The following is a 19,271-nucleotide window of genomic DNA, read 5'->3' on the forward strand; positions in this document are numbered from 1 at the left end:
GGGCCCGGCGCGGGCCGCGCCCGCGCCCGGCGCGCCGCCCCCCCGGGCCGCCCCCCGCCGCCCCCCCCCCCCCCCCTCGTTCGTGTTCTCAGCGCTTGTGAGCGCCTGTTTTCCGTGCCTTCACCCCAGATCGTTCTCGGGAGGGGTCAGCGTCGGCAGCTGCCGTGGAGGCTGCTGCTGGGTCATCGCGTGAGCGGCGATCTCGCCGACCGAAGCGATCCACACGTCGGGCATCCCGCGAACATCGCCGATGAAGTCCTCAAGCGCGCTCGCTCGCCCCGGGCGACCGGAGAGGAACGGGTGATTCGTGAGTACCCAGCAGCCGCCGTACCGCCGAATACCCTCCAGCTCGCTGCGCCAAAGCGCGACGGCATGCTCGGAGGTTTGTATCGGCCCGAGTTCGGTGATCTCTGGCAGATAGCAGTACTGCTCCCAGTCGTCGAGCGCCCACTGAATCGGGACCTCGATGAGAGTCTCAGATCCGTCGTCGCCCACGTCGAGCCGGTAGGGGAGATCGTCGTCCATGAGGCTGGAATCGTAGAGGAAGCCTCGATCCGCGAGGAGCTTCGGGAGCTCCCACGAAAGATCCCACATGGGCGCGCGATATCCCACGGGTCGCTCGCCGGTCGCGCGCTCGATGGCGTCCGAACCACGATCCAGTTCGATGATTTGTTCCTCGACCGTGAGCCCGGCGGGGCGAATATGCGCGTACCCGTGATTGGCGATCTCGTGCCCTGCGGCAGCGATGTCGCGAACCGTTCCCGGGTGCAGGCCGGCGGTGAGGCCCGGAACAAAGAATGTGCTTCGTACTCCGGCGCGATCCAGGATTTCGAGGATCCTCCTCACACCGACTGTCGGGCCGTAACGCTGGTGCGACATGACGCTGAAGCTGTCTCGGGCTTCGGGGAGCGCAGCGAGGGCGCCCGATTCGCCGTCAACGTCGAACGAGAACGACGCAGCGCAGCGCGCACCCCCGGGCCAGTTGAAAACGGACGCCTCTACGTCGCTCGACATCAGGATACCCGGGTGCTCATGATCGAAATCAGGTCGTACGCGCAGTGCGACGCAGCGACCGCGGTAATGCTCGCGTGATCGTATGCAGGCGCGACTTCGACGACGTCTGCTCCCACGAGATTCTTGTCTTTCAGTCCACGCAATAGCTCGAGAAGCTCGCGACTCGTGAGCCCCCCGGCCTCCGGCGTGCCCGTTCCCGGGGCATGCGCGGGATCGAGCACGTCGATGTCGATAGAAATGTAGAGCGGCGCGTCGCCCACGCGGGCACTGATCCGCTCGATGATGTCGACGAACGGGGTCGTGTGGAACTCGCGCGCATGCACAATCGTGAAGCCGAGTTCGGCATCGTCGGTGAGGTCGTCGGGGCTGTACAGCGAACCGCGGATCCCGACGTGCGCCGAGTGCTCCTTGAGCAGCAGCCCCTCCTCGATCGCGGCGCGGAAGGGCGTGCCGTGCGTGATGGGGGTATTGAAGTACGGTCCCCAGGTGTCGAGGTGCGCATCGAAGTGCACGAGAGCGAGGGGTCCGTGCTCCTTGTGGAGGGCGCGAAGGGAAGCGAGCGCGATCGTGTGATCGCCGCCCAGCAACATCACGGGACGCTTCCCGGAAGCCAGTGCTGCGACGCCGGCTTCGATCTCAGCGAGTGCCGTCGTGATGTCGAACGGGTTGCAATTGATGTCGCCGGCGTCGACCACCTGCACGTCGGCGAAGGGGGCGACGTCGAGCGCAGGGTTGTACGGCCGGAGCAGACGGGAGGCCTCGCGAATACCGCCCGGCCCAAACCTGGCGCCCGGACGGAACGTCACACCACTGTCGAATGGCACTCCGACCACGGCGATGTCATGGCGGTCAACATCCTCAATGCGAGGGAGGCGGGCGAAGGTCGTGAGGCCCGCATAGCGGGGCGAGACCTGACCGTCGACTGGCGGAACGATGGGATGAGTGCTGGGCATGCTGTCAGAGCACCTTTCTAGACGCGGCCACGAGTCGCGCCGCCGTTGAGTTGGAGAGTTTGGCCGGCCATCGCGCGAAGCGACGGATCCGCAAGGAAGCACACTGCCTCCGCGATCTCATCTGGGCGACCGATCCTGCGCATAGGGATTTCGCTCGCGTACCGAGCGTGCATTTCTGTGAGGGAGAGACCCGCATCGTCGGCATCCACCTGCAACTGCGGCGTCTCGATCACGCCGGGCGCGATGGCGTTGACGAAGATGCCCTCCGGCGCGAGTTCATGCCCCAGGCACTTCACGAGGCTGATGAGCCCCGATTTTGATGCCGCGTAGGCTGTCGCTCCCGGCCACCCGGTCACGCCCCACTCGCTGACGATCACGATGATCCGCCCGCCGCGCCGTTGCTCGCGCATGACTCGGACGGTCTCCTGAATGAGAGCGAATGTGCCGAGTAGATTGACGTCGACGACCCTCCACCAGTCATCGGGGTCAGCGTCGACGAGCGGCGCCATCGTCATCGTGGCGTGATTCGCTACGAGGAGGTCGAGCCCGCCGTGGATTTCGGCAGCGGCTCGCACGAGGGCTCGTGCCCCCTCCGGCGTCGCGAGATCCTGTACCACACCGGTCGCGCCCGTTTGAGTGGCAAGTGATTCGAGTGGCGATCCGCCCGTCCGCGCATGCGCAATGACCCGCGCGCCTTGCGCAGCCAGCGCCGTGGTGTGTGCGACGCCGAGGCCCCCTGTCGCTCCGGTCACGAGCGCCGTCAGGCCCCGCAGCCGCTCCTGAACGTCCGATGCCGCGGGCGCGAGTTTCTCCGAGTGGTTTCGCATCAGATCACTGCTCCTGAGTTCGGATTGAGCGTTTCGCCCGTCGTGAAACCTGCGCGGTTGACGAGAAACTCCACGCATACGGCGATATCGTCGGGGCTCGCGAGCGAGCGGGTCGGGAGGGTTGCAAGATACTCTGCATCGCGCCACGGCGAGTCGGGCGCGAGCATCGGCGTATCGGTGGGACCGGGAGCGACAGCGTTCACCGTAATGCCGGTGTCCGCGAGCTCCGCAGCCAGGCTCCGCATTGCGCCGAGGAGCGCGCCCTTTGCGGAGGCGTAGTGAGAGTCGGCGGATCCGCCTCCGATCGCAAGCTCACTCGCCAGAGCGACGATCGCGCCGTGCCCCCGCTCGAGCATCCCGGGGAGCACTGCGCGGGCATTCGCGAAGAATCCACCGAGGTGGACCCGGAGCATGTTGCGGGCTTCGTCGTCGGAGACCTCAGTGAATGCTTGGCTGAGGTAATAGCCGGCGCCGCTCACGAGCGCGTCGACAGGTCCGAGGTCGTCGGCAACCGAGTCAACCGCGCTCAGGACGGCCTCAGTCGACGCGATGTCGAGTACGTATGAGCGGTCGGCCGCAGGGGACTCCCGTCGGTCGAAGCCGGCGACCAGCCAGCCCGCCTGTCGCAAGCGGGCGGAGATCGCGGCACCCATTCCGCCCGCAGCCCCGGTGACGATTGCTACCCGCTGCTTCATCGGTACATCCTCCTCTGGTTGGGCTTCGAAAGATCGTCATGAGCCGCAGTAACAGTGACAGCCGCGGTTTCAACGTTCGTGATGCGGGGCTTCACTCGCAGGTAGATCAGCCCGCCCACGAGCAGCAGCGCAACGGAGCCGACGACGACCGACCAATCGAGCCATGCGCTGCCGTTGAGCTCGCGGGGCCAAGCAATGTTCACCAGTTCGAAGACCACCCACACCATCGCGACGAGAGCGATCACGGGAGTCCAACCACCGAGCGAGAAGGTTCCCGGTCGCCAGCGCCTGCGCAGCACCGTGATCGCGAAGGCGACAACGGGGAAGGCGAAACTCAGGTAGAAACCTCCGGAAGTGAAGTTCACCATGATCGTGTACAGGTTCTCGGCTACGAGACTGAGGAGAAAGAGCAGGGTGCCGATAACGGTGGTCAGGAGGATCGGGCCGACCGGCTGACGCTGTTTCTGGCTGAGCCGCGAAAGCATGCCGGAGAATGGCAGCGCGTTGTCGCGAGCCTTCGCCCAGATGAGTCGGGAGGCGGAGGTTTGCAGCGCGAGGAAGCTCGCGATGAAACCGATCGCGAAGAGCGCCTGCAGGGGGAGCGCGATGCCCGAGCCGAGCTGAGCGGTGAGCACGGCGTACACGGGATCTGCTTCGTAGCCGGGAAGGGACGCCGCATTATCGGGTGTCGCCATGATGATCGCGAGGCTCGAGAACATCACGACGACCGCGATGAAGGTGATCGAGAACAGCACGGCTTTGGGCAGGTGGCGCTGAGGTTCGTGCACTTCCTCCGCGATCGACCCCGCGCTCTCGAAACCGACGAACGAGAAGCCGATGAACACGATTGCAAGGAGGAATGGGCCGCCGAGCGTGAAGAACGTGTCGGCCGCGCCCACGCTGGCTCCACCGTCGAACAGGATCGAGAAGTTGTGCTCTCGCTTTGCCAGGAGCAGCCACGCACCGAGACCGATCGATCCAATGATCTCCGCGAAGATGCTCGCGAACATGAACCACTTCAGCAGACCCCGGCCTGCAACGTTGATGAGCGTTCCGACGATGAGCACGCAGAACGCGATCAGCGCCTTTTGCGTGATCGTTGCCTCGGGGAGCCCGATCAGGTTAGCGATGAAGCCCGCTGCGCCGAGCGCGACCGTAGACATCGCAATCACGAGCGTCCAGATGTAGAACCACCCCGCGAACCATCCGAGTCCCGCTCCCAGCATCCGATTCGTCCACTGGTAGATGGACCCTTCGATAGGCCAACGAGAGACGAGCATGGCGAAGACGAGCGCGACGAAGAACTGGCCTGCGAACACGATGAGGAAGCCCCACCAGAAGGAGGGGCCCGCACTCGCGATCGCGAGGCCGAAGATGCCGTACAGGGCGACGATGGGGGAGATGAAGGCGAAGGAGAACGCGAAGGCTGAGCCGAAAGTGAATTCTCGCTTCAGCGTTTGACTCTCTGCGCGTGTGCTCGGTTCCGTGGTGGTCACGTTGCCTCCTTTGGCAATCGACGGTAGTCCGACAACAATTATGAAGTCATCCATCGTGATTGCTACGAATGCCGCTCCTATTCCCAAAACAGTTCCGAATTCTTGTAGCTTGATACAACATGAGACAGCAGGGTGAGGGATCGGCGCAACTCGATGTCGTGCTCGGCGATTTGCTGCGCGACCGCAATCTGAAGCTCGATCCAGTGGTGTTGCCGGATGACGGCGCATCGCGTCAGGTGTCGTGGGTGCACGCTACTGAGCAGGTCGATCCGCGACCGCATCTGAGGCGCCACGAGCTCGTCTGCACGCTCGGAAGCGCGCTTGTCAGGAGTAGATCTGCGGCCGTGTTTGCGTCGGCTGTTGAGGAAAGCGCGGCCGCGGGCGTCGTTCTCGGCATCGGCGAGGTGCATCTTGAGCCGCCTGCTGAACTCGTTCGCGCTTGCGAACGACGAAACATTCCGCTCTTGCTCCTTCCGCACGGTATTCCGTTTCTGGCGGTTAACGACGCGATTCTCCGCAGACGCTCGCAGATGGAAGATGAAGCGCGCGCCCAAGAGTCGCTCCTGCTGTCGCAGCTGCTGACGAAGGCGCGAAGCGGAAGCGATGAAGCCGAGCTTCTTGCTTACGCGAATGAGGCACTTGGAGCGACGATGACCGCGGGGTCCGATCACGCGCCGGTGTGGGCGGGCGGAGGGAAACCACCGTCGAACGTGTTTCTGGAGCAGTTCGCGAGCCTCCTCGAATTCGCGGCGCTCGAGTTTGCGCGGGAGGCTACCGAGCGACAGCAGCAGCTCGGTCAGCTCATCGAACTCGTGCTGAGCGGGCTAGCGCACCCTGCCGCAGTCCTGCCGGAACTGCAATCGCACGGCATGGACGCGAGCGAACTCAGAGTTTCGAACTGGCCGAGCGGAAGTGAATGGGCGATCTTGCAACGCTGGCCGTCCTCGCTGATCGGAACGACATCGAGCTCCGTGTTTGTGCTGTCGCGCGCAGGTTCGGTCGAAGAATTCCGCGAGCTGGGTCTGGTGTGCGGCTATAGCTCGCGGGTGAACCTTCCCGACCTCCGTCGTGCGCTGAACGAGGCGACCTCTGCGCTTAGGCTCGCGCGCAGCCGAGGGGGTGTCGCGGGGCCGGACGCACTCGCGACACTGGACGCTCTCCTCGAGCAGCAACCCACGGAACGGCTCGTTCCTTTTATTGAGCAGCTCGTCACGCCCATTATCGATGCTGACCGCGGAGGCCGCGGTGACTTAATGACGACGCTGGTTACCTTTCTCGGGCTGGACGGCCAACTTCGGGCGACGGCTGCCCGCTTGGGGGTGCATGTGAACACGGTGCGGCATAGACTGTCTCGAATTTACGAGCTCACGGGTTGCGATCCGCTCACTCGAGATGGAGGGGCCGACCTCCGCGTTGGGCTGTGGGCCGCTGAGCGGAAACGTGTGATCAGTCACCGTTTGATTCGGCCGCTTCAGTAGACGCAAGAGCCGGGGGTTGCGCCGTCTCGATGGGGTGCCAGCACCGCCGGAGGCACTGCTCCGGTACACGTGCCACCACGATTGACGCGTCGCTCGGTGGCACGGACGCCGCTACTCGGCGTCCTCCAAAGCTTCAGTCGGGGCGAGTTCGGCGAACACGTTCTCCAGCTCGTTGACGTTCGCGGGCTCCAGCGTCTCGACCGCGCTCAAGCGCCGCTCGACCGCGCGGGTGCGGCGGCCGGCCTCGCTCACGGTGTTTTGCGCGGTCTGGAGCTGCTTCTCGAGCTTCGACCACACCTGGCCATACTTCTGGAACTCGACCTTCGCCGCGCTGAGCACCTGCCAGACCTCCGAGCTGCGTCGCTCGATGGCCAGCGTGCGGAAGCCGAGCTGCAGGCTGTTGAGGAGTGACATGAGCACGGTCGGTCCGGCGACGGTGACGTGGTACTCGGACTGCAGCTTGCTCGTCAGACCCGGGCGGCGGATCACCTCCGCGAAGAGCCCTTCGGTCGGCAGGTACATGATACCGAAGTCGGTGGTGAACGGCGGTTCCAGGTACTTGTCGCGAATGAGCTTCGCCTGGGTGAGGATCACCCGTTCGACGACCTTGCTCGCCGCTTCGACCTCGACCCGGTCGCCGCGCTCCTGCGCCTCGAGGAGACGCTCGTAGTCCTCCTGCGGGAACTTCGAGTCGATCGGAAGCCAGACGGGCTCATCACCATCGCCGCGCCCCGGAAGCTTCACCGCGAACTCGACGCGCTCCCCGGCACCAGGACGAACCGCGACGTTCTCCGCGTACTGCTCGGGGGTGAGCATGTCTTCCAGCTGGCGGGCGAGCTGCACCTCACCCCAGCTCCCTCGGTTCTTCACGTTGGTGAGCACGCGCTTCAGGCCGCCCACGTCGGAGGCCAAGGTTTGCATCTCACCGAGACCCTTCTGCACCTGCTCGAGACGATCGCTCACCAGCTTGAAGGATTCACCGAGCCGCCGCTCGAGCGTGCCCTGCAGCTTCTCGTCGACCGTCTCGCGCATCTTCTCGAGCTTGGCCTCGTTACCCTCGCGAAGCTTCTCCAGCTCGACGCGAAGCACCTGCTGCAACTCAGCCTGTTTTGCCACGTGCGTCTCGGCAAGTGCCTGCACGCGCTGCGCGTTCTCGGCGAGCGAGGCCTTCAGCCGGTGCTGCAGCTGCTCGCCGACCGCCTGGCGCACCTGCTCGAGTTTCACGTCGTTTGCCTCGCGGAGGTCGTCGAAGCGCGCCTCGACGCTCGCTCGCAGCGTGTTCTGCGAGGCCAGCGTCGCCTGCGCCCCCGCGTGCACACGGTCGTTGATGCTCGCGAGCGACTGACCCAGCTCGCTGCGCTGCGCTGACAAGTCTTGACGGATCTCCGCGCTCACCGCACGCGTGTCAAGCGCGCCCGGCGAAGCTCCGGGACGGGCGCCCGTGCGGAGGAGCACCACAACGAGCACGGCGATGAGCAGCGCAAGGTTGGCGCAGAGCAGAATGACGGCGGCCAGAGTCATATGCGACGTCTCCTTCGGTTGTGGGAAGCTTTGGCGAAGTGGCTGAGACAACGCTCCCATGAACCACCGACATTCATGGAGTTCGGCATGCTGGCGCACCTGCTCCGCGTACCTGCCTCAAGTGCCCGCTGAAGTTGCACACTTGCCACGCCCATGCACCTGGCGAACGTGCGCACCGGCCCCGACGCGGCACTCGGCAAGCCTGCGTCCCTTACAGCTTCAGCGGAATCGCCTTCAACTGCTGGATCCGCACGCCCGTGCTCTTCGCGAGCGCTGACACCGAATCGACGTCGTGCCGGCGAGCCGCGTCCGTGATGATCGCGGCGCACGCCTCGGCGTCGGCGAGCGCATCGTGGTGCGCGAACTCGCCGTACCCGGCGGCCGCGGCCGCGAGCGGCAGCCGATGCGACGGAATCTCATACGTCTTGCGCGAGACCTGCACACTGCACAGATACTTCAACCGAGGCGTCGGCGTCACCGTCTCCGCGCATGCGGCCCTGATGACCCCCATGTCGAAGCTTGCGTTGTGCGCAACCGCGACATCCGTGCCGATGAACTCCCGCAGCTCAACAAGCTGACCCGCCCAATCAGACGCCTCCGCCACCATCGACGGCGTAATGCCGTGGATCTTGATGTTGAAGGGGAGAAACGCTTCATGGCCCGCGGGCGGGCGGATGAGCCAGTGCACGCGATCCACCACCGCGCCCGCGCGCACGCGAACCATGCCCACAGAGCAGGCTGAAGAGGGGTGGCTGTTTGCGGTCTCGAAGTCGATTGCGGTGAAATCTACGGGCACGCCACCACTGTGACACACGCCACTGACATTGAGCGCGGAGCGCCAGTGTGACCCGGCGCGCATCGGCCCAGGGAGTGCGAGAATGGACGCATCACCGATCGACCCGGAGGCACGAATATGGGCGAGCACCGCATCTACTCGATGAGCTTCGCGAGCATCTACCCGCTCTACGTGCAGAAGGTCGAACGGAAGGGCCACACGAGCGAAGAGGTCGACCAGGTGGTGACCTGGTTGACCGGGTACGACAAGGCCGGCCTCGAGCGCGCGATTGCTGATGAAGTGGACCTCCGCGGATTCTTTGCTCAGGCGCCGCACATGAACCCGAACGCCTCGCTCATAACCGGCGTCATCTGCGGCATGCGCGTCGAGGAGATCGAAGATCCGCTCATGCAGCAGATCCGCTACATGGACAAGCTCGTGGATGAAGTGGCGCGGGGAAAGAAAATGACGTCAATCCTTCGCGAGCCGAAGGCGGCGTAACGCGCGAGCGCCGCGGGGAGCGCACGGAGCGCGGCGACTGCAGCACAGAGGCGCGGGGTGCGGATCAGCGACTACGTCGATGACTCACGCCGCTCACGCGCGGTCGAGCGTGTCGGTGGCTCCGCGTAGACTGATGCACCGTGGCTCTTACTATCGGCATCGTAGGTCTTCCCAACGTCGGCAAGTCGACGCTCTTCAATGCGCTGACGCAGAATGACGCGCTCGCAGCGAACTACCCGTTCGCGACGATCGAACCCAATGTCGGCGTCGTGAACCTCCCCGACCCGCGGCTCGACAAGCTGGCTGAGATCTTCGGCTCCGAGCGGATCCTGCCCGCCTCCGTAAGCTTCGTCGACATCGCGGGCATTGTCCGCGGTGCGAGCGAGGGGGAGGGGCTCGGTAACCAGTTCCTCGCGAACATCCGTGAGGCCGACGCGATCGCGCAGGTCGTGCGCGGGTTCTCGGACCCGGACGTCGTGCACGTCGACGGCGCGGTGAACCCGGCGAGCGACATGGAGACGATCAACACCGAACTCATCATCGCCGACCTGCAGACCATCGAGAAGGCGCTGCTACGGTACGAGAAGGAGCTCAAGAACAAGAAGATCGACGCGTCGGTCGTCGAGACCGCGAAGGCGGCTCAGGAGGCGCTGAACGCGGGGACGGTGCTCTCGCACGCGGGCATCGACCTCGAGCCGATCCGCGAGCTCGGGCTGCTCACCGCGAAGCCGTTCCTGTACGTGTTCAACGTCGACGAAGCGGTGCTGCAGGATCGGGCGAAGCTCGACGAACTCGCCGCCCTCGTGGCGCCGGCGCAGGCGATCTTCCTCGACGCGAAGATCGAGAGCGAGCTCATCGAGCTCGATCCCGAGGATGCTGCGGAGCTGCTGGCGTCGATCGGGCAGGAAGAAAGCGGGCTGGATCAGCTCGCGCGCATCGGCTTCGACACTCTGGGCCTGCAGACATATCTGACCGCCGGGCCCAAGGAGGCGCGCGCGTGGACGATCAAGAAGGGCGCTACGGCCCCGCAGGCGGCCGGCGCGATCCACACGGATTTTGAGAAGGGCTTCATCAAGGGCGAGATCATCTCGTTCGACGACCTCGTCGAGGCCGGCTCGGTCGCGGAGGCGCGCGCGAAGGGCAAGGCGCGTATGGAGGGCAAGGACTACGTGATGCAGGACGGCGACGTCTGCGAATGGCGCTTCAACGTCTAGCGTTCACTCTGCACGAGCTCGTCGAGATATCCCTGCGCCCTGGTTCATGTCACGCGCCCGCAACGCGAGTAGCGTGGGCGCATGAGCGTGCACTATTACACCGCGACCAGTCTCGACGGGTTCATCGCGACGCCGGAACACTCGCTGGAGTGGCTGTTCAAACAAGACTTCGACGAGAACGGACCAATGAATTACGGGGCCTTCACCGGGCGCATGGGCGCGATGGTGATGGGGTCGTCGACCTACGAGTGGTTGCGGCGGAACGAGAAGGAGTGGCCGAACACGCTGCCCACGTTCGTGCTGAGCAGCCGAGACCTTCCGATTCCCGAGGGCGCAGACGTGCGCCTCGTACGCGGGTCCGTCGAAGCACTGCACGATGAGATGCGAGAGGCCGCTGCAGGCAAGGACATCTGGGTGGTCGGCGGGGGAGACCTCGCCGGGCAGTTCGCAGACGCTGGGCTGCTCGACGAGGTGTGGGTGCAGTTCGCTCCGGTTACGCTCGGTGCCGGCCACCCGCTCCTACCGCGAGCCCTCGATCTCGAGCTGCTCGAACTCGATCGTAACCGCGCCTTCGTGTGCGCGCACTACCGCGTGCTCAAGTAACAGCGCGCGGGCGGGCCGAGGGCGCACCCCGCCCGCACCCGCCGCGATCCGCGAGCTCACCCGCTACCGCACGCCGCGCATGAGGCGCAGGATCGGCTTCCGCACCACGAACAGCACAATGCCGACCGCAATCGACGCGAGGCCGATCACGAGGAAGTACGGCACCTCGTTGTCGGTCGAGTAGAAGCCCGAGAGCGCGCCCGCAGCGGCGGATCCCAGCGCGATCGACAGGAAGTACAGCGCCACCATCTGCGAGTGGAACGCGTGGGGCGAGAGCTTCGTCGCGAGCGACTGGCCCACCGGCGAGATGCACAGCTCGGCGAGCGTGAAGAGGAACAGGATCAGCACGATCGCGAGGAACGGCACGGATCCGTCGGCGCCGCCCGAGAAGGGGAGGAACGCGAGGAACGCAAGACCCATGATCATCGTGCCGAGCGCGAACTTGATGGGCGTGCTCGGCTGGCGCTCCCCGAGCTTCGTCCACATCGCGGCGAAGACGCCCGCGAAAATGATGATGAAGACCGGGTTGATCGCGGTGACAACGCTCGGCGGCAGTTCGAAGCCGAAGATATTGCGGTCGAGCCGCTGGTCGGAGTAGATCGCGAGCACGGTGAACTGCTGCTGGAAGAGCGTCCAGAAGACCGCCGACGCGATGAAGAGCGGGATGAAGGAGAACACGCGACTGCGCTCGTCCGTGTCGATGCGCGAGCTCGATCCGATGACCGCGAACAGCGCGACCGCGGCGATGACCGTGAGCGCGACCACGATGACGGAGAGATTCTCGGGGCGCAGCCAGCCGACGAGCGCCGCGACCACGATGACCACGATTGCGGCGGCGAGGATCAGGAGCCAGCGCACGCGCTCGGCTCGGGTCAGCGGGTTCGTGGGGCGCGATCCCTCTTCCGTCGCTGTGTGCTTGCGCATCAGCAGGTACTGCAGCAGGCCGAGCGCCATGCCGATCGCGGCGAGACCGAAGCCCCAGTGGAAACCCTTCCACCCCCACACGAGGCTGGTGAGCAGCGGGCCCACGAACGCGCCGAGGTTCACGCCCATGTAGTAGATCGAGAAGGCGGCGTCACGGCGGAGGTCATTGCGTTCGTACAGATCGCCGAGCACGGTCGAGGTCGTGGTTTTCAGCGAACCGGATCCGAGCGCGACGCTCACGAGGCCGACGCCGAGCCCGACTCCGCCCGGAAACACCGCGAGCGAGATGTGACCGAACATGATGATGATGGCCGCCGCCAGCAGCGTCTTCTCCGCTCCGAGCACGCGGTCGGCGATCCAGCCGCCGAGCACCGAGGAGAGGTACACGAGCCCGCCGTACGCGCCGACAATCGACGTCGCGGCAGCCTCGGACATTCCGAGCCCGCCCTCGGAGAGCGAGTAGTAGATGTAGTAGGCGAGCAGGCCCTGCATGCCATAGAAGCTGAAGCGCTCCCACATCTCGACGCCGGCGAGGTTCGCGAGGCCCCAGGGGTGTCCGAAGAAGCCGCGGTCGGAGCTGGACCGCGAGGGGCGGCGTGCACCCGGCGCTTCACTCACGCCCGCTCCCGCGCCGGCGGCTGATGATGCGGCGTCGCCGCCGGTCGTGCTGGGCTGCTCGGTCACGGTTCCCCCTGGTGTTCACGCCGTTTTCAGGCACGGTGCGTGCATTCCGATCGAGGATGATCCTACTCTTCGCCAAGCGGAGAGGCCCAAAAGCGGATCGCGCGATTGCCGAATACCCGTCCGTGGCAGCCCGTGTTACCGTGAGCAACGGAGCACTCGAATGTCACATCGCAAAGGAGCAGTGATGAGTGAGAAGGTACAGGGACCCAAGTCGTATTTTCCGTCGATCGAGGCCAAGTACGGCCGAACGATCGATGAGTGGATCGAGGATTTGCGGCCGCTCGCCGGTCGAAAGCATATGGACCAGGTCGCGCATCTGAAGGAGCAGGGAATGGGACACGGGCACGCGAACGCGCTCGTGCACGTGTTCCGAGCCGAGCACGACGGCGCGTGACCCCGCGCCCGGACACCGCGTCGGCGACGCCCACCGCCGCAGCCGCACGGCGCAATCACAGTCGTTCCATCAGCGCGAAAGGTACTCTGAAGCCATGAGCATTCCCGCAATCCCGGCGTTCGACCAGCGTGCCGGCGAGGAGCCGGAAGGCGACGAGATCACGATTTCTGCGAGCGCCCTCCGCTCGCTCGGCGATCAGATGCAGCGTTTCCTTCTCGAGTACCGCTTCGCGATGGAGGAGGTCGAAACCAAGCTCGCCATCCTGCGCGAAGAGTTCCTCCACATGCACGAGTACAACCCGATCGAGCACGTGTCGAGTCGGGTGAAGTCGATCGACAGCCTCGTCGCCAAGCTCGAGCGACGGGGGATCGGCACCGACTTCGACGTGATCCGCAAGGAAATCTACGACATCGCGGGCGTGCGTGTCACCTGCGCTTTCATCCGCGACGTATACCGCCTCTTCGACCTGCTCACGCAGCAGGACGACATCACGGTGCTCGAGGTGGAGGACTACATCGAGACGCCGAAGCCGAACGGATACAAGAGCCTGCACACGATCATCTCGGTGCCGGTGTACCTCTCCACAGGCCGCGTCGACGTGCCGGTCGAGGTGCAGTTCCGCACTATCGCGATGGACTTCTGGGCAAGCCTCGAGCACAAGATCTACTACAAGTACGACCGCCAGGTGCCGCTCTCGATGATCCGCGAGCTGAAGCACGCGGCCGAGACCGCAGCGGAGCTCGACACGCGCATGGAGCGCCTCCACGTCCAGATGCACGGCGAGCCCGAGACGCACACGGCACCGCTCGAACTGCGCGAGGTCTCCCCGCGAATTCATCGCGCCTAGCCCGGCGGCCCGGGTTCTCGGGTACGGTCGCTGTATGGAAAGCGAGCATCTGCCGGGCGGATCCGGTGGCGTGTGGCGGGTCCGCGATTCAGGCGGGGAGATCCGGGTGCACCGGCCCACGGGGCGCTGGACGCCGGCGGTGCATGCCCTACTCGACTTCCTACGAAGCGCGGGGCTCGACGGGATTCCCGCGGTCCACGGCTTCGACGACGAGGGCCGCGAGGTGCTCGACTATTTGCCGGGCGAAACCCTCGACCCCGAGGTCGACGCGGTCAGCGACGAGGCGCTCGCCCACGCCGCCGCGTGGCTGCGACGGTTCCACGGTGCGGTCCGTAACTTCCGCCCCGGCCCGCTCGAGTGGCGCCAGGGCGAGCAAGCGCTCGAACCGGGCCAGGTGATCTGCCACAACGATCCCGGGCTCTACAACTGGGTCGTTGCCGACTCCGACTTCGCGGGAATGATCGACTGGGATCGCGCCGGCCCGGGTCGCCCCATCGACGATGTCGCGTTCCTCTGCTGGTCGGGGGTGCCGTTGCTCCGCGAGATTCCCGCGGCGGATGCCGCTCGCAGACTTCAGATCGTCGCGTCGTCGTACAGAGACGTCGATGCCAACGAGCTGCTCGACGCGGTCGACGCGCGGATGGCGCTCATCTCCGAGCGTTGGCGCGTGGGGCTCGAACGCAGCGACCCCGGCACGATCGCGCTGCGAGATGCCGGAATCATGGATCGGCACCACGCGCGGGTCGAGGGGTTTCGGAACCGCCGTGACGCCATCAGGGCCGCACTGCGCTGAACGCGCACCGGGAACAGGGAACAGGGGAGCCATGCAGATCACCATTGCCGACGGAGGCATCGAGACCGCGCTGACCGATCGACTGGGCCAGGAGCTGCGAGAGTTCGCGGCATTCGAACTGCTCGAGACGTCGTCGGGCAGGATCGCGCTCAGCGAATACTATGCACCGTTCATCGAGGTTGCCCGTGAGCGGGGGCTGCGCCTCGTGCTCGACACCCCGACCTGGCGCGCGAACGCCGATTGGGGCGCTCGCCTCGGGTACGACGCCGAGGCGCTCGCCCGAGTCAACGCTGACGCCGTCGCATTCGTCCGCGAGCTCGATGAGGGCGCGCCCGCGGGCTCGCCGGAGATCGTCGTGAATGGCTGCGTCGGCCCGAGATTCGACGACTTCGTGGCGGAGCAGCGGATGACCGCCCAGGAGGCGGAGGCGTATCACGCTCCGCAGATCCGCACCCTCTCCGAGGCGGGAGTCGACCGCGTGACCTCGGTGACCACCCTGGATGCGGCCGAAGCGATCGGCGTGGTGAAGGCTGCCCGAGCGGCTCGGGTGCCCTCGGCCGTCTCCTTCGTGGTGGGTGCCGATGGGCGACTCGCCGATGGCAGCACGCTTGTCGAAGCGATCACCGAGGTCGATGCCGTTACCGATCGCGCGGCGGAGGGCTTCCTCGTGAACTGCGCGCATCCGCGAGAGGTCGCGCTGGGAATACAGGGCCAGGCGGGGGATCCGGCGCTCGAGCGCGTGCTGGGATTCCGGCTCAACGCGGCGGCCAGCGGTGATGAGGGCGCGGGCGATGACCCGGAAGCGTTCGCGGCCGCCGAACTCGCACTGCGCTCCTACGCCCCGGCCGCATCGGTCTTCGGTGGGTGCTGCGGAACCGACGCTCCGCACATTGCCGCGCTCGTGGATGGCGCTGCTTCGAAGCGTACTGAGGATGGGTCCGTTGACCTCGGATCGGAGCACTGACACCGACCTTTCTGGCTGACGCGGTTAGGCTGTCGACGTGAGTAAAGATCCATTCGAGGAACTCTTCGGCGATTCAGAGTCCGATGAACCCCGTACGGAGCCGCAACCGGTTCCGGCGCGTCAACGCCTGTCATACGAGCAGGCCGAGCGCGTTCGGACATCGCAGCTTGCGGCCGCTCCCGCCAAACGGACGAGCCGCAGCGGCATCCCTCCGAAGACGATTCCGTGGATCATCGTCGGTGCGGTCGCGCTCGTCGCGATTCTGGTCTCCATGATTCTCATCAACATGTCTCGCTCCTCCGAACCCTCGAGCGCACCGACGTCCGCACCCACAACCGGGGCGCCGACTGAGACGACGTCACCCGAGACCGAGGCGCCCGACGCCGACGACGAAGCCGATAAGCCGGCCGAGGACGAGAAGCCGGATGCCGACGCGGTTCCGAAGGTGGACGTCGGGCCGACGAGCGAGCTCAATATCGAGCCCTGGGCCGCCACCTCGCAGCTGAGCCAGAAATTCGGCATGACGAGCTACTACATTCCGGACAGCACGAATCTCGAGCTCAGCAGCCCGCTCATCGACTCGCTGCCGGAATCGTGCGCCGCTATGCGAACGCAGTGGGGCGCGACCAAGAACGCCGACGGCACCTTCTCGATTCGGAAGCCCGCCGAGCCCTGTGCCGATGCGAAGGAACTCTACGACGAGCTCTGGGGCCTCACCGACGCGTTCGTCAAGAGCATCAAGCCGGTCGCCTAGCGAAACGAGGCGGCGGATCGGCGGAGGCGACCTGCAGCTCAGCCCGCAGGCGCGCCGAACAGTGCCGGCCAGAGCTGCACGGCGAGCGGGTACCCGACGAAGCTCGCGATGTCGAGCACCCAGTGCGCGACGATCAGCGGCAGGGACCGACCCCAGCGGCGGTACGCCCAGCCGAAGACGACGCCCATGATCGCGTTGCCGAGGAACCCGCCGAAGCCCTGGTAGAGGTGGTAGCTGCCGCGCAACAGCGCGCTCGTGAGGATCGTCGCCCACGGCCCCACACCCAGCCTCCGGAAGCGCTCGAAGAGGTAGGCCACCACGATGAGTTCTTCACCCAGCGCGGCGCGCAGCGCCTGCAGCACCAGCACGGGGATGGTCCACCAGTAGTCATCGAGTGCGGTGGGGACGACCGCGGTGTTGATCCCGATCGCTTTCGCTCCCAGGTAGAACCCGACGCCGGGAATGCCGATGACCGCCGCGAGAGCGATACCGCCAGCAGCCTGCGACCACCACCCGTGACACGAATCTGCGCGGAGCCCCAGCCGCCCGAGGTGCGGCCGTCGCGCGGACCAGAGCAGGAAGACGACGAGCGCGACGGGGGCGAGCCCGAACGCGAACTGCAGAAGCTGGTAGACGAGGTCGAAGGCGGGACGATCGGAGAGCGCGCGATTGATGGTCGCGGTCTGGTCAGCGAGCGCCGTGTCTCGCGTGAGGCGCTCAAGGATCGCGACGATGGCGTACACGGCGGAGGCGCCGAACGACAGCGCGAACACAACGACGAGCTCCCAGCGGAGGCGGGCGCGAGCGGCGGGGGTGGTCACCGGCCCAGAGTACGCCGCATTCACAGGAAGCTGTCGACACCCCACAGAACGGGGTGCCCTGCGTGCGGAATCTTTTTCACTGACCTACAGATCTGAATCACGAAGCAGTCACGCGGGCCCGGATTGGCCGATTGTGGCCAGGCGCATGACTAGGCTGAATGTGGATATTTTCAGCGAGTGGAGTCCGAAGTTCGGAAAGATTCGGGCTCCGTCTCGGTATTTTCAAGGAGGAAACCAGTGAAGCGATCACGGATCGGCACCGGCTTCATCGCTCTCGCAGCAGCAAGCGCGCTCGCGCTTACCGGCTGCTCGTCGAGCGGAAGCGGTGGAAGCAGCGACGGCGGCGACAGCTCGGCCATTGTGACGGCCTGGGGCTCGGAGCCGCAGAACCCGCTGCTGCCCGCGAACACCAACGAGGTCGGCGGCGGCAAGATCACCGATTCGATCTACGCAGGCCTGGTCTACTACGACGGCGAGGGCGCCGCTCACAACGACATCGCGGAATCCATCGAGACCGATGACGCGAAGACCTACACGATCAAGCTTCGCGAAGACGCGAAGTTCACGGACGGTACCCCGGTGCAGGCCCACAACTTCGTGGACGCCTGGAACTTCGGCGCGGCACTCGACAACCAGCAGCTGAACTCGTACTTCTTCGAGGACATCGAGGGATTCAGCTACGACGAGAACGTCGACGAGCTTCCGGGCCTCAAGGTCACCGGCGACTACGAGTTCACCGTGACGCTCAACAAGGCCGCCTCGGACTTCCCGCTGCGCCTGGGCTACACCGCCTACTACCCGCTGCCCGACGTCGCATTCGAAGACATCGAGGCGTTCGGCCAGAACCCGGTGGGGAACGGACCGTACAAGCTCGCGAGCGACGACGCGTGGGAGCACGACGTCAAGATCGACCTCGTGAAGAATGAGGACTACAACGGTCCGCGTGAGCCCAAGAACGACGGCCTTACCATCACGTTCTACGCATCGCTCGATTCGGCGTACTCCGACCTGCTCGGTGGCAACCTCGACGTGCTTGACGCACTTCCTGACGCGGCGCTCGAGACCTATGAGGACGACCTGGGCGATCGCGCGATCAACCAGCCCGCCGCCATCAACCAGACGATCACCATCCCGGCTCGCCTCGAGCACTTCGACGGTGAAGAGGGCCAGCTGCGCCGCCAGGCGCTCTCGATGGCGATCGACCGCGCCCAGATCACGGACGTCATCTTCAAGGGCACCCGCACGACGGCGCAGGACTTCACCTCGCCGGTCATCGACGGCTGGAGCGACAGCATCCCCGGCAACGAGGTGCTCGAGTTCAACCCCGACGAGGCCAAGAAGCTCTGGGCTGAGGCCGACGCGATCGCTCCGTGGAGCGGCACCTTCGAGATCGCCTACAACGCGGACGCTGCTCACCAGGGCTGGGTCGACGCGGTGTCGAACAGCATCAAGAACACCCTCGGGATCGACGCGGCCGGAAAGCCCTACCCGACCTTCCCCGAGATCCGCGAGATCGTGACGAACCGCACGATCGACTCGGCCTTCCGCACCGGTTGGCAGGCCGACTACCCGGGCCTGTTCAACTTCCTCGGACCGTTGTTCGCGACGAACGCCGGCTCGAACGACGGTGACTACTCGAACCCCGAGTTCGACAAGCTCATGCAGAGCGGCTCGGTGCAGACCGACCAGGAGAAGGCAAACGCCGACTTCCAGAAGGCGCAGGAGATCCTCTTCAAGGATCTCCCGGCGATCCCGCTCTGGTACCAGAACGTGAGCGGCGGCTTCAGCGAGAACGTGGACAACGTGACCTTCGGATGGAACTCCGTGCCGTTGTACTACGAGATCACCAAGAAGTAACGCACCTCTCGGAAGCCCCGGACCCGGTTCCGGGGCTTCCGCGTGCGCGGGAACTTCTGTATCCCGCGCGCTCCAGCACCGCCGGCGTGTCCGCGACGCCGGCACTCTGCACGCCCAAAGTATCCCGGCGTGCGCCGCACCACCAACGCGAAAGAC

At 65.6% G+C, this 19,271-nt stretch carries 19 protein-coding genes; 10 read left to right on the top strand and 9 right to left on the bottom strand.

Features of this window, described 5'->3' with window-relative positions:
- Positions 1–120: 120 nt before the first annotated feature.
- The 5 genes from WFH00_RS09900 to WFH00_RS09920 are packed head-to-tail and all read right to left on the bottom strand — an operon-like array spanning position 121 to position 4,985.
- Positions 121–1,014 (bottom strand): polysaccharide deacetylase family protein, encoded by an 894-nt coding sequence (locus WFH00_RS09900; protein ID WP_336660672.1) that lies wholly within the window; start codon positions 1,012–1,014, stop codon positions 121–123.
- Positions 1,014–1,967, bottom strand: coding sequence for an agmatinase (speB, locus tag WFH00_RS09905; RefSeq protein ID WP_336660673.1), 954 nt, complete (start codon positions 1,965–1,967; stop codon positions 1,014–1,016). Before speB ends, WFH00_RS09900 begins: the two co-directional genes overlap by 1 nt.
- A gap of 17 nt (positions 1,968–1,984) precedes the next feature.
- Positions 1,985–2,794, bottom strand: coding sequence for an SDR family NAD(P)-dependent oxidoreductase (locus tag WFH00_RS09910; RefSeq protein WP_336660674.1), 810 nt, complete (start codon positions 2,792–2,794; stop codon positions 1,985–1,987).
- Positions 2,794–3,489 carry an SDR family NAD(P)-dependent oxidoreductase gene (locus tag WFH00_RS09915; protein ID WP_336660675.1) on the bottom strand — a complete coding sequence of 232 codons (696 nt, stop codon included), beginning with the start codon at positions 3,487–3,489 and terminating at the stop codon, positions 2,794–2,796. The genes WFH00_RS09910 and WFH00_RS09915 overlap by 1 nt, the downstream gene beginning before the upstream one ends.
- A complete protein-coding gene (locus tag WFH00_RS09920) occupies positions 3,486–4,985 on the bottom strand; it encodes an APC family permease (protein WP_336660676.1) in 1,500 nt (499 codons plus the stop codon). Before WFH00_RS09920 ends, WFH00_RS09915 begins: the two co-directional genes overlap by 4 nt.
- A gap of 119 nt (positions 4,986–5,104) precedes the next feature.
- Here WFH00_RS09920 and WFH00_RS09925 point away from each other — a divergent pair, with 119 nt between their 5' ends.
- On the top strand, positions 5,105–6,463 hold the full coding sequence (locus WFH00_RS09925) for a helix-turn-helix domain-containing protein (protein ID WP_336660677.1): 1,359 nt from the start codon (positions 5,105–5,107) through the stop codon (positions 6,461–6,463).
- A gap of 111 nt (positions 6,464–6,574) precedes the next feature.
- Here WFH00_RS09925 and rmuC read toward each other — a convergent pair whose 3' ends face one another.
- Both rmuC and WFH00_RS09935 read right to left on the bottom strand, forming a co-directional pair.
- Positions 6,575–7,984 carry a DNA recombination protein RmuC gene (gene rmuC / locus WFH00_RS09930; protein WP_336660678.1) on the bottom strand — a complete coding sequence of 470 codons (1,410 nt, stop codon included), beginning with the start codon at positions 7,982–7,984 and terminating at the stop codon, positions 6,575–6,577.
- Between the two features lie 211 nt (positions 7,985–8,195).
- A complete protein-coding gene (locus tag WFH00_RS09935) occupies positions 8,196–8,780 on the bottom strand; it encodes an exonuclease domain-containing protein (RefSeq protein ID WP_336660679.1) in 585 nt (194 codons plus the stop codon).
- A gap of 117 nt (positions 8,781–8,897) precedes the next feature.
- Here WFH00_RS09935 and WFH00_RS09940 point away from each other — a divergent pair, with 117 nt between their 5' ends.
- From WFH00_RS09940 to WFH00_RS09950, 3 genes are all read left to right on the top strand, one after another.
- Positions 8,898–9,260 carry a DUF2200 domain-containing protein gene (locus tag WFH00_RS09940; RefSeq protein ID WP_336660680.1) on the top strand — a complete coding sequence of 121 codons (363 nt, stop codon included), beginning with the start codon at positions 8,898–8,900 and terminating at the stop codon, positions 9,258–9,260.
- Positions 9,261–9,400: 140 nt separating this feature from the next.
- Positions 9,401–10,474 carry a redox-regulated ATPase YchF gene (ychF, locus tag WFH00_RS09945; protein ID WP_336660681.1) on the top strand — a complete coding sequence of 358 codons (1,074 nt, stop codon included), beginning with the start codon at positions 9,401–9,403 and terminating at the stop codon, positions 10,472–10,474.
- A gap of 81 nt (positions 10,475–10,555) precedes the next feature.
- Positions 10,556–11,077: a dihydrofolate reductase family protein gene (locus WFH00_RS09950; RefSeq protein ID WP_336660682.1), complete on the top strand. Its 522-nt coding sequence runs from the start codon at positions 10,556–10,558 to the stop codon at positions 11,075–11,077.
- Positions 11,078–11,140: 63 nt separating this feature from the next.
- Here WFH00_RS09950 and WFH00_RS09955 read toward each other — a convergent pair whose 3' ends face one another.
- Positions 11,141–12,619: a peptide MFS transporter gene (locus WFH00_RS09955; protein WP_336660830.1), complete on the bottom strand. Its 1,479-nt coding sequence runs from the start codon at positions 12,617–12,619 to the stop codon at positions 11,141–11,143.
- 250 nt (positions 12,620–12,869) lie between these two features.
- Here WFH00_RS09955 and WFH00_RS09960 point away from each other — a divergent pair, with 250 nt between their 5' ends.
- The 5 genes from WFH00_RS09960 (at position 12,870) to WFH00_RS09980 (ending at position 16,437) form a co-directional block, all read left to right on the top strand.
- Positions 12,870–13,079: a DUF4287 domain-containing protein gene (locus tag WFH00_RS09960; protein ID WP_336660683.1), complete on the top strand. Its 210-nt coding sequence runs from the start codon at positions 12,870–12,872 to the stop codon at positions 13,077–13,079.
- 94 nt (positions 13,080–13,173) lie between these two features.
- Positions 13,174–13,926 (top strand): GTP pyrophosphokinase, encoded by a 753-nt coding sequence (locus tag WFH00_RS09965; protein ID WP_336660684.1) that lies wholly within the window; start codon positions 13,174–13,176, stop codon positions 13,924–13,926.
- 34 nt (positions 13,927–13,960) lie between these two features.
- Positions 13,961–14,719 (top strand): phosphotransferase, encoded by a 759-nt coding sequence (locus WFH00_RS09970; protein ID WP_336660685.1) that lies wholly within the window; start codon positions 13,961–13,963, stop codon positions 14,717–14,719.
- 31 nt (positions 14,720–14,750) lie between these two features.
- The gene (locus WFH00_RS09975; RefSeq protein WP_336660686.1) at positions 14,751–15,683 is read left to right on the top strand and encodes a homocysteine S-methyltransferase family protein; all 933 of its coding nucleotides are present in this window, start codon (positions 14,751–14,753) and stop codon (positions 15,681–15,683) included.
- A gap of 37 nt (positions 15,684–15,720) precedes the next feature.
- The gene (locus WFH00_RS09980) at positions 15,721–16,437 is read left to right on the top strand and encodes a hypothetical protein (protein WP_336660687.1); all 717 of its coding nucleotides are present in this window, start codon (positions 15,721–15,723) and stop codon (positions 16,435–16,437) included.
- A 38-nt stretch (positions 16,438–16,475) separates the two neighbouring features.
- On the opposite strand, the gene WFH00_RS09985 is transcribed toward WFH00_RS09980, so the two are convergent.
- Entirely contained in the window at positions 16,476–17,258 is a 783-nt protein-coding gene (locus WFH00_RS09985) for a CPBP family intramembrane glutamic endopeptidase (RefSeq protein WP_336660688.1), read from the bottom strand.
- 237 nt (positions 17,259–17,495) lie between these two features.
- Here WFH00_RS09985 and WFH00_RS09990 point away from each other — a divergent pair, with 237 nt between their 5' ends.
- Complete coding sequence (locus tag WFH00_RS09990) at positions 17,496–19,115, top strand: peptide ABC transporter substrate-binding protein (protein ID WP_336660689.1); 1,620 nt, start codon at positions 17,496–17,498, stop codon at positions 19,113–19,115.
- Positions 19,116–19,271: the final 156 nt, after the last annotated feature.

This window comes from Leucobacter sp. USHLN153 (assembly GCF_037145615.1).
Lineage (GTDB): Bacteria > Actinomycetota > Actinomycetes > Actinomycetales > Microbacteriaceae > Leucobacter.

Coding starts and splice junctions, on each gene's coding strand:
- WFH00_RS09965 (WP_336660684.1), top strand. CDS start 13,174: ATGAGCATTCCCGCAATCCCGGCGTTCGACCAGCGTGCCGGCGAGGAG.
- WFH00_RS09910 (WP_336660674.1), bottom strand. CDS start 2,794: ATGCGAAACCACTCGGAGAAACTCGCGCCCGCGGCATCGGACGTTCAG.
- WFH00_RS09915 (WP_336660675.1), bottom strand. CDS start 3,489: ATGAAGCAGCGGGTAGCAATCGTCACCGGGGCTGCGGGCGGAATGGGT.
- speB (WP_336660673.1), bottom strand. CDS start 1,967: ATGCCCAGCACTCATCCCATCGTTCCGCCAGTCGACGGTCAGGTCTCG.
- WFH00_RS09925 (WP_336660677.1), top strand. CDS start 5,105: ATGAGACAGCAGGGTGAGGGATCGGCGCAACTCGATGTCGTGCTCGGC.
- WFH00_RS09970 (WP_336660685.1), top strand. CDS start 13,961: ATGGAAAGCGAGCATCTGCCGGGCGGATCCGGTGGCGTGTGGCGGGTC.
- rmuC (WP_336660678.1), bottom strand. CDS start 7,984: ATGACTCTGGCCGCCGTCATTCTGCTCTGCGCCAACCTTGCGCTGCTC.
- WFH00_RS09900 (WP_336660672.1), bottom strand. CDS start 1,014: ATGTCGAGCGACGTAGAGGCGTCCGTTTTCAACTGGCCCGGGGGTGCG.
- WFH00_RS09950 (WP_336660682.1), top strand. CDS start 10,556: ATGAGCGTGCACTATTACACCGCGACCAGTCTCGACGGGTTCATCGCG.
- WFH00_RS09960 (WP_336660683.1), top strand. CDS start 12,870: ATGAGTGAGAAGGTACAGGGACCCAAGTCGTATTTTCCGTCGATCGAG.
- WFH00_RS09975 (WP_336660686.1), top strand. CDS start 14,751: ATGCAGATCACCATTGCCGACGGAGGCATCGAGACCGCGCTGACCGAT.
- WFH00_RS09940 (WP_336660680.1), top strand. CDS start 8,898: ATGGGCGAGCACCGCATCTACTCGATGAGCTTCGCGAGCATCTACCCG.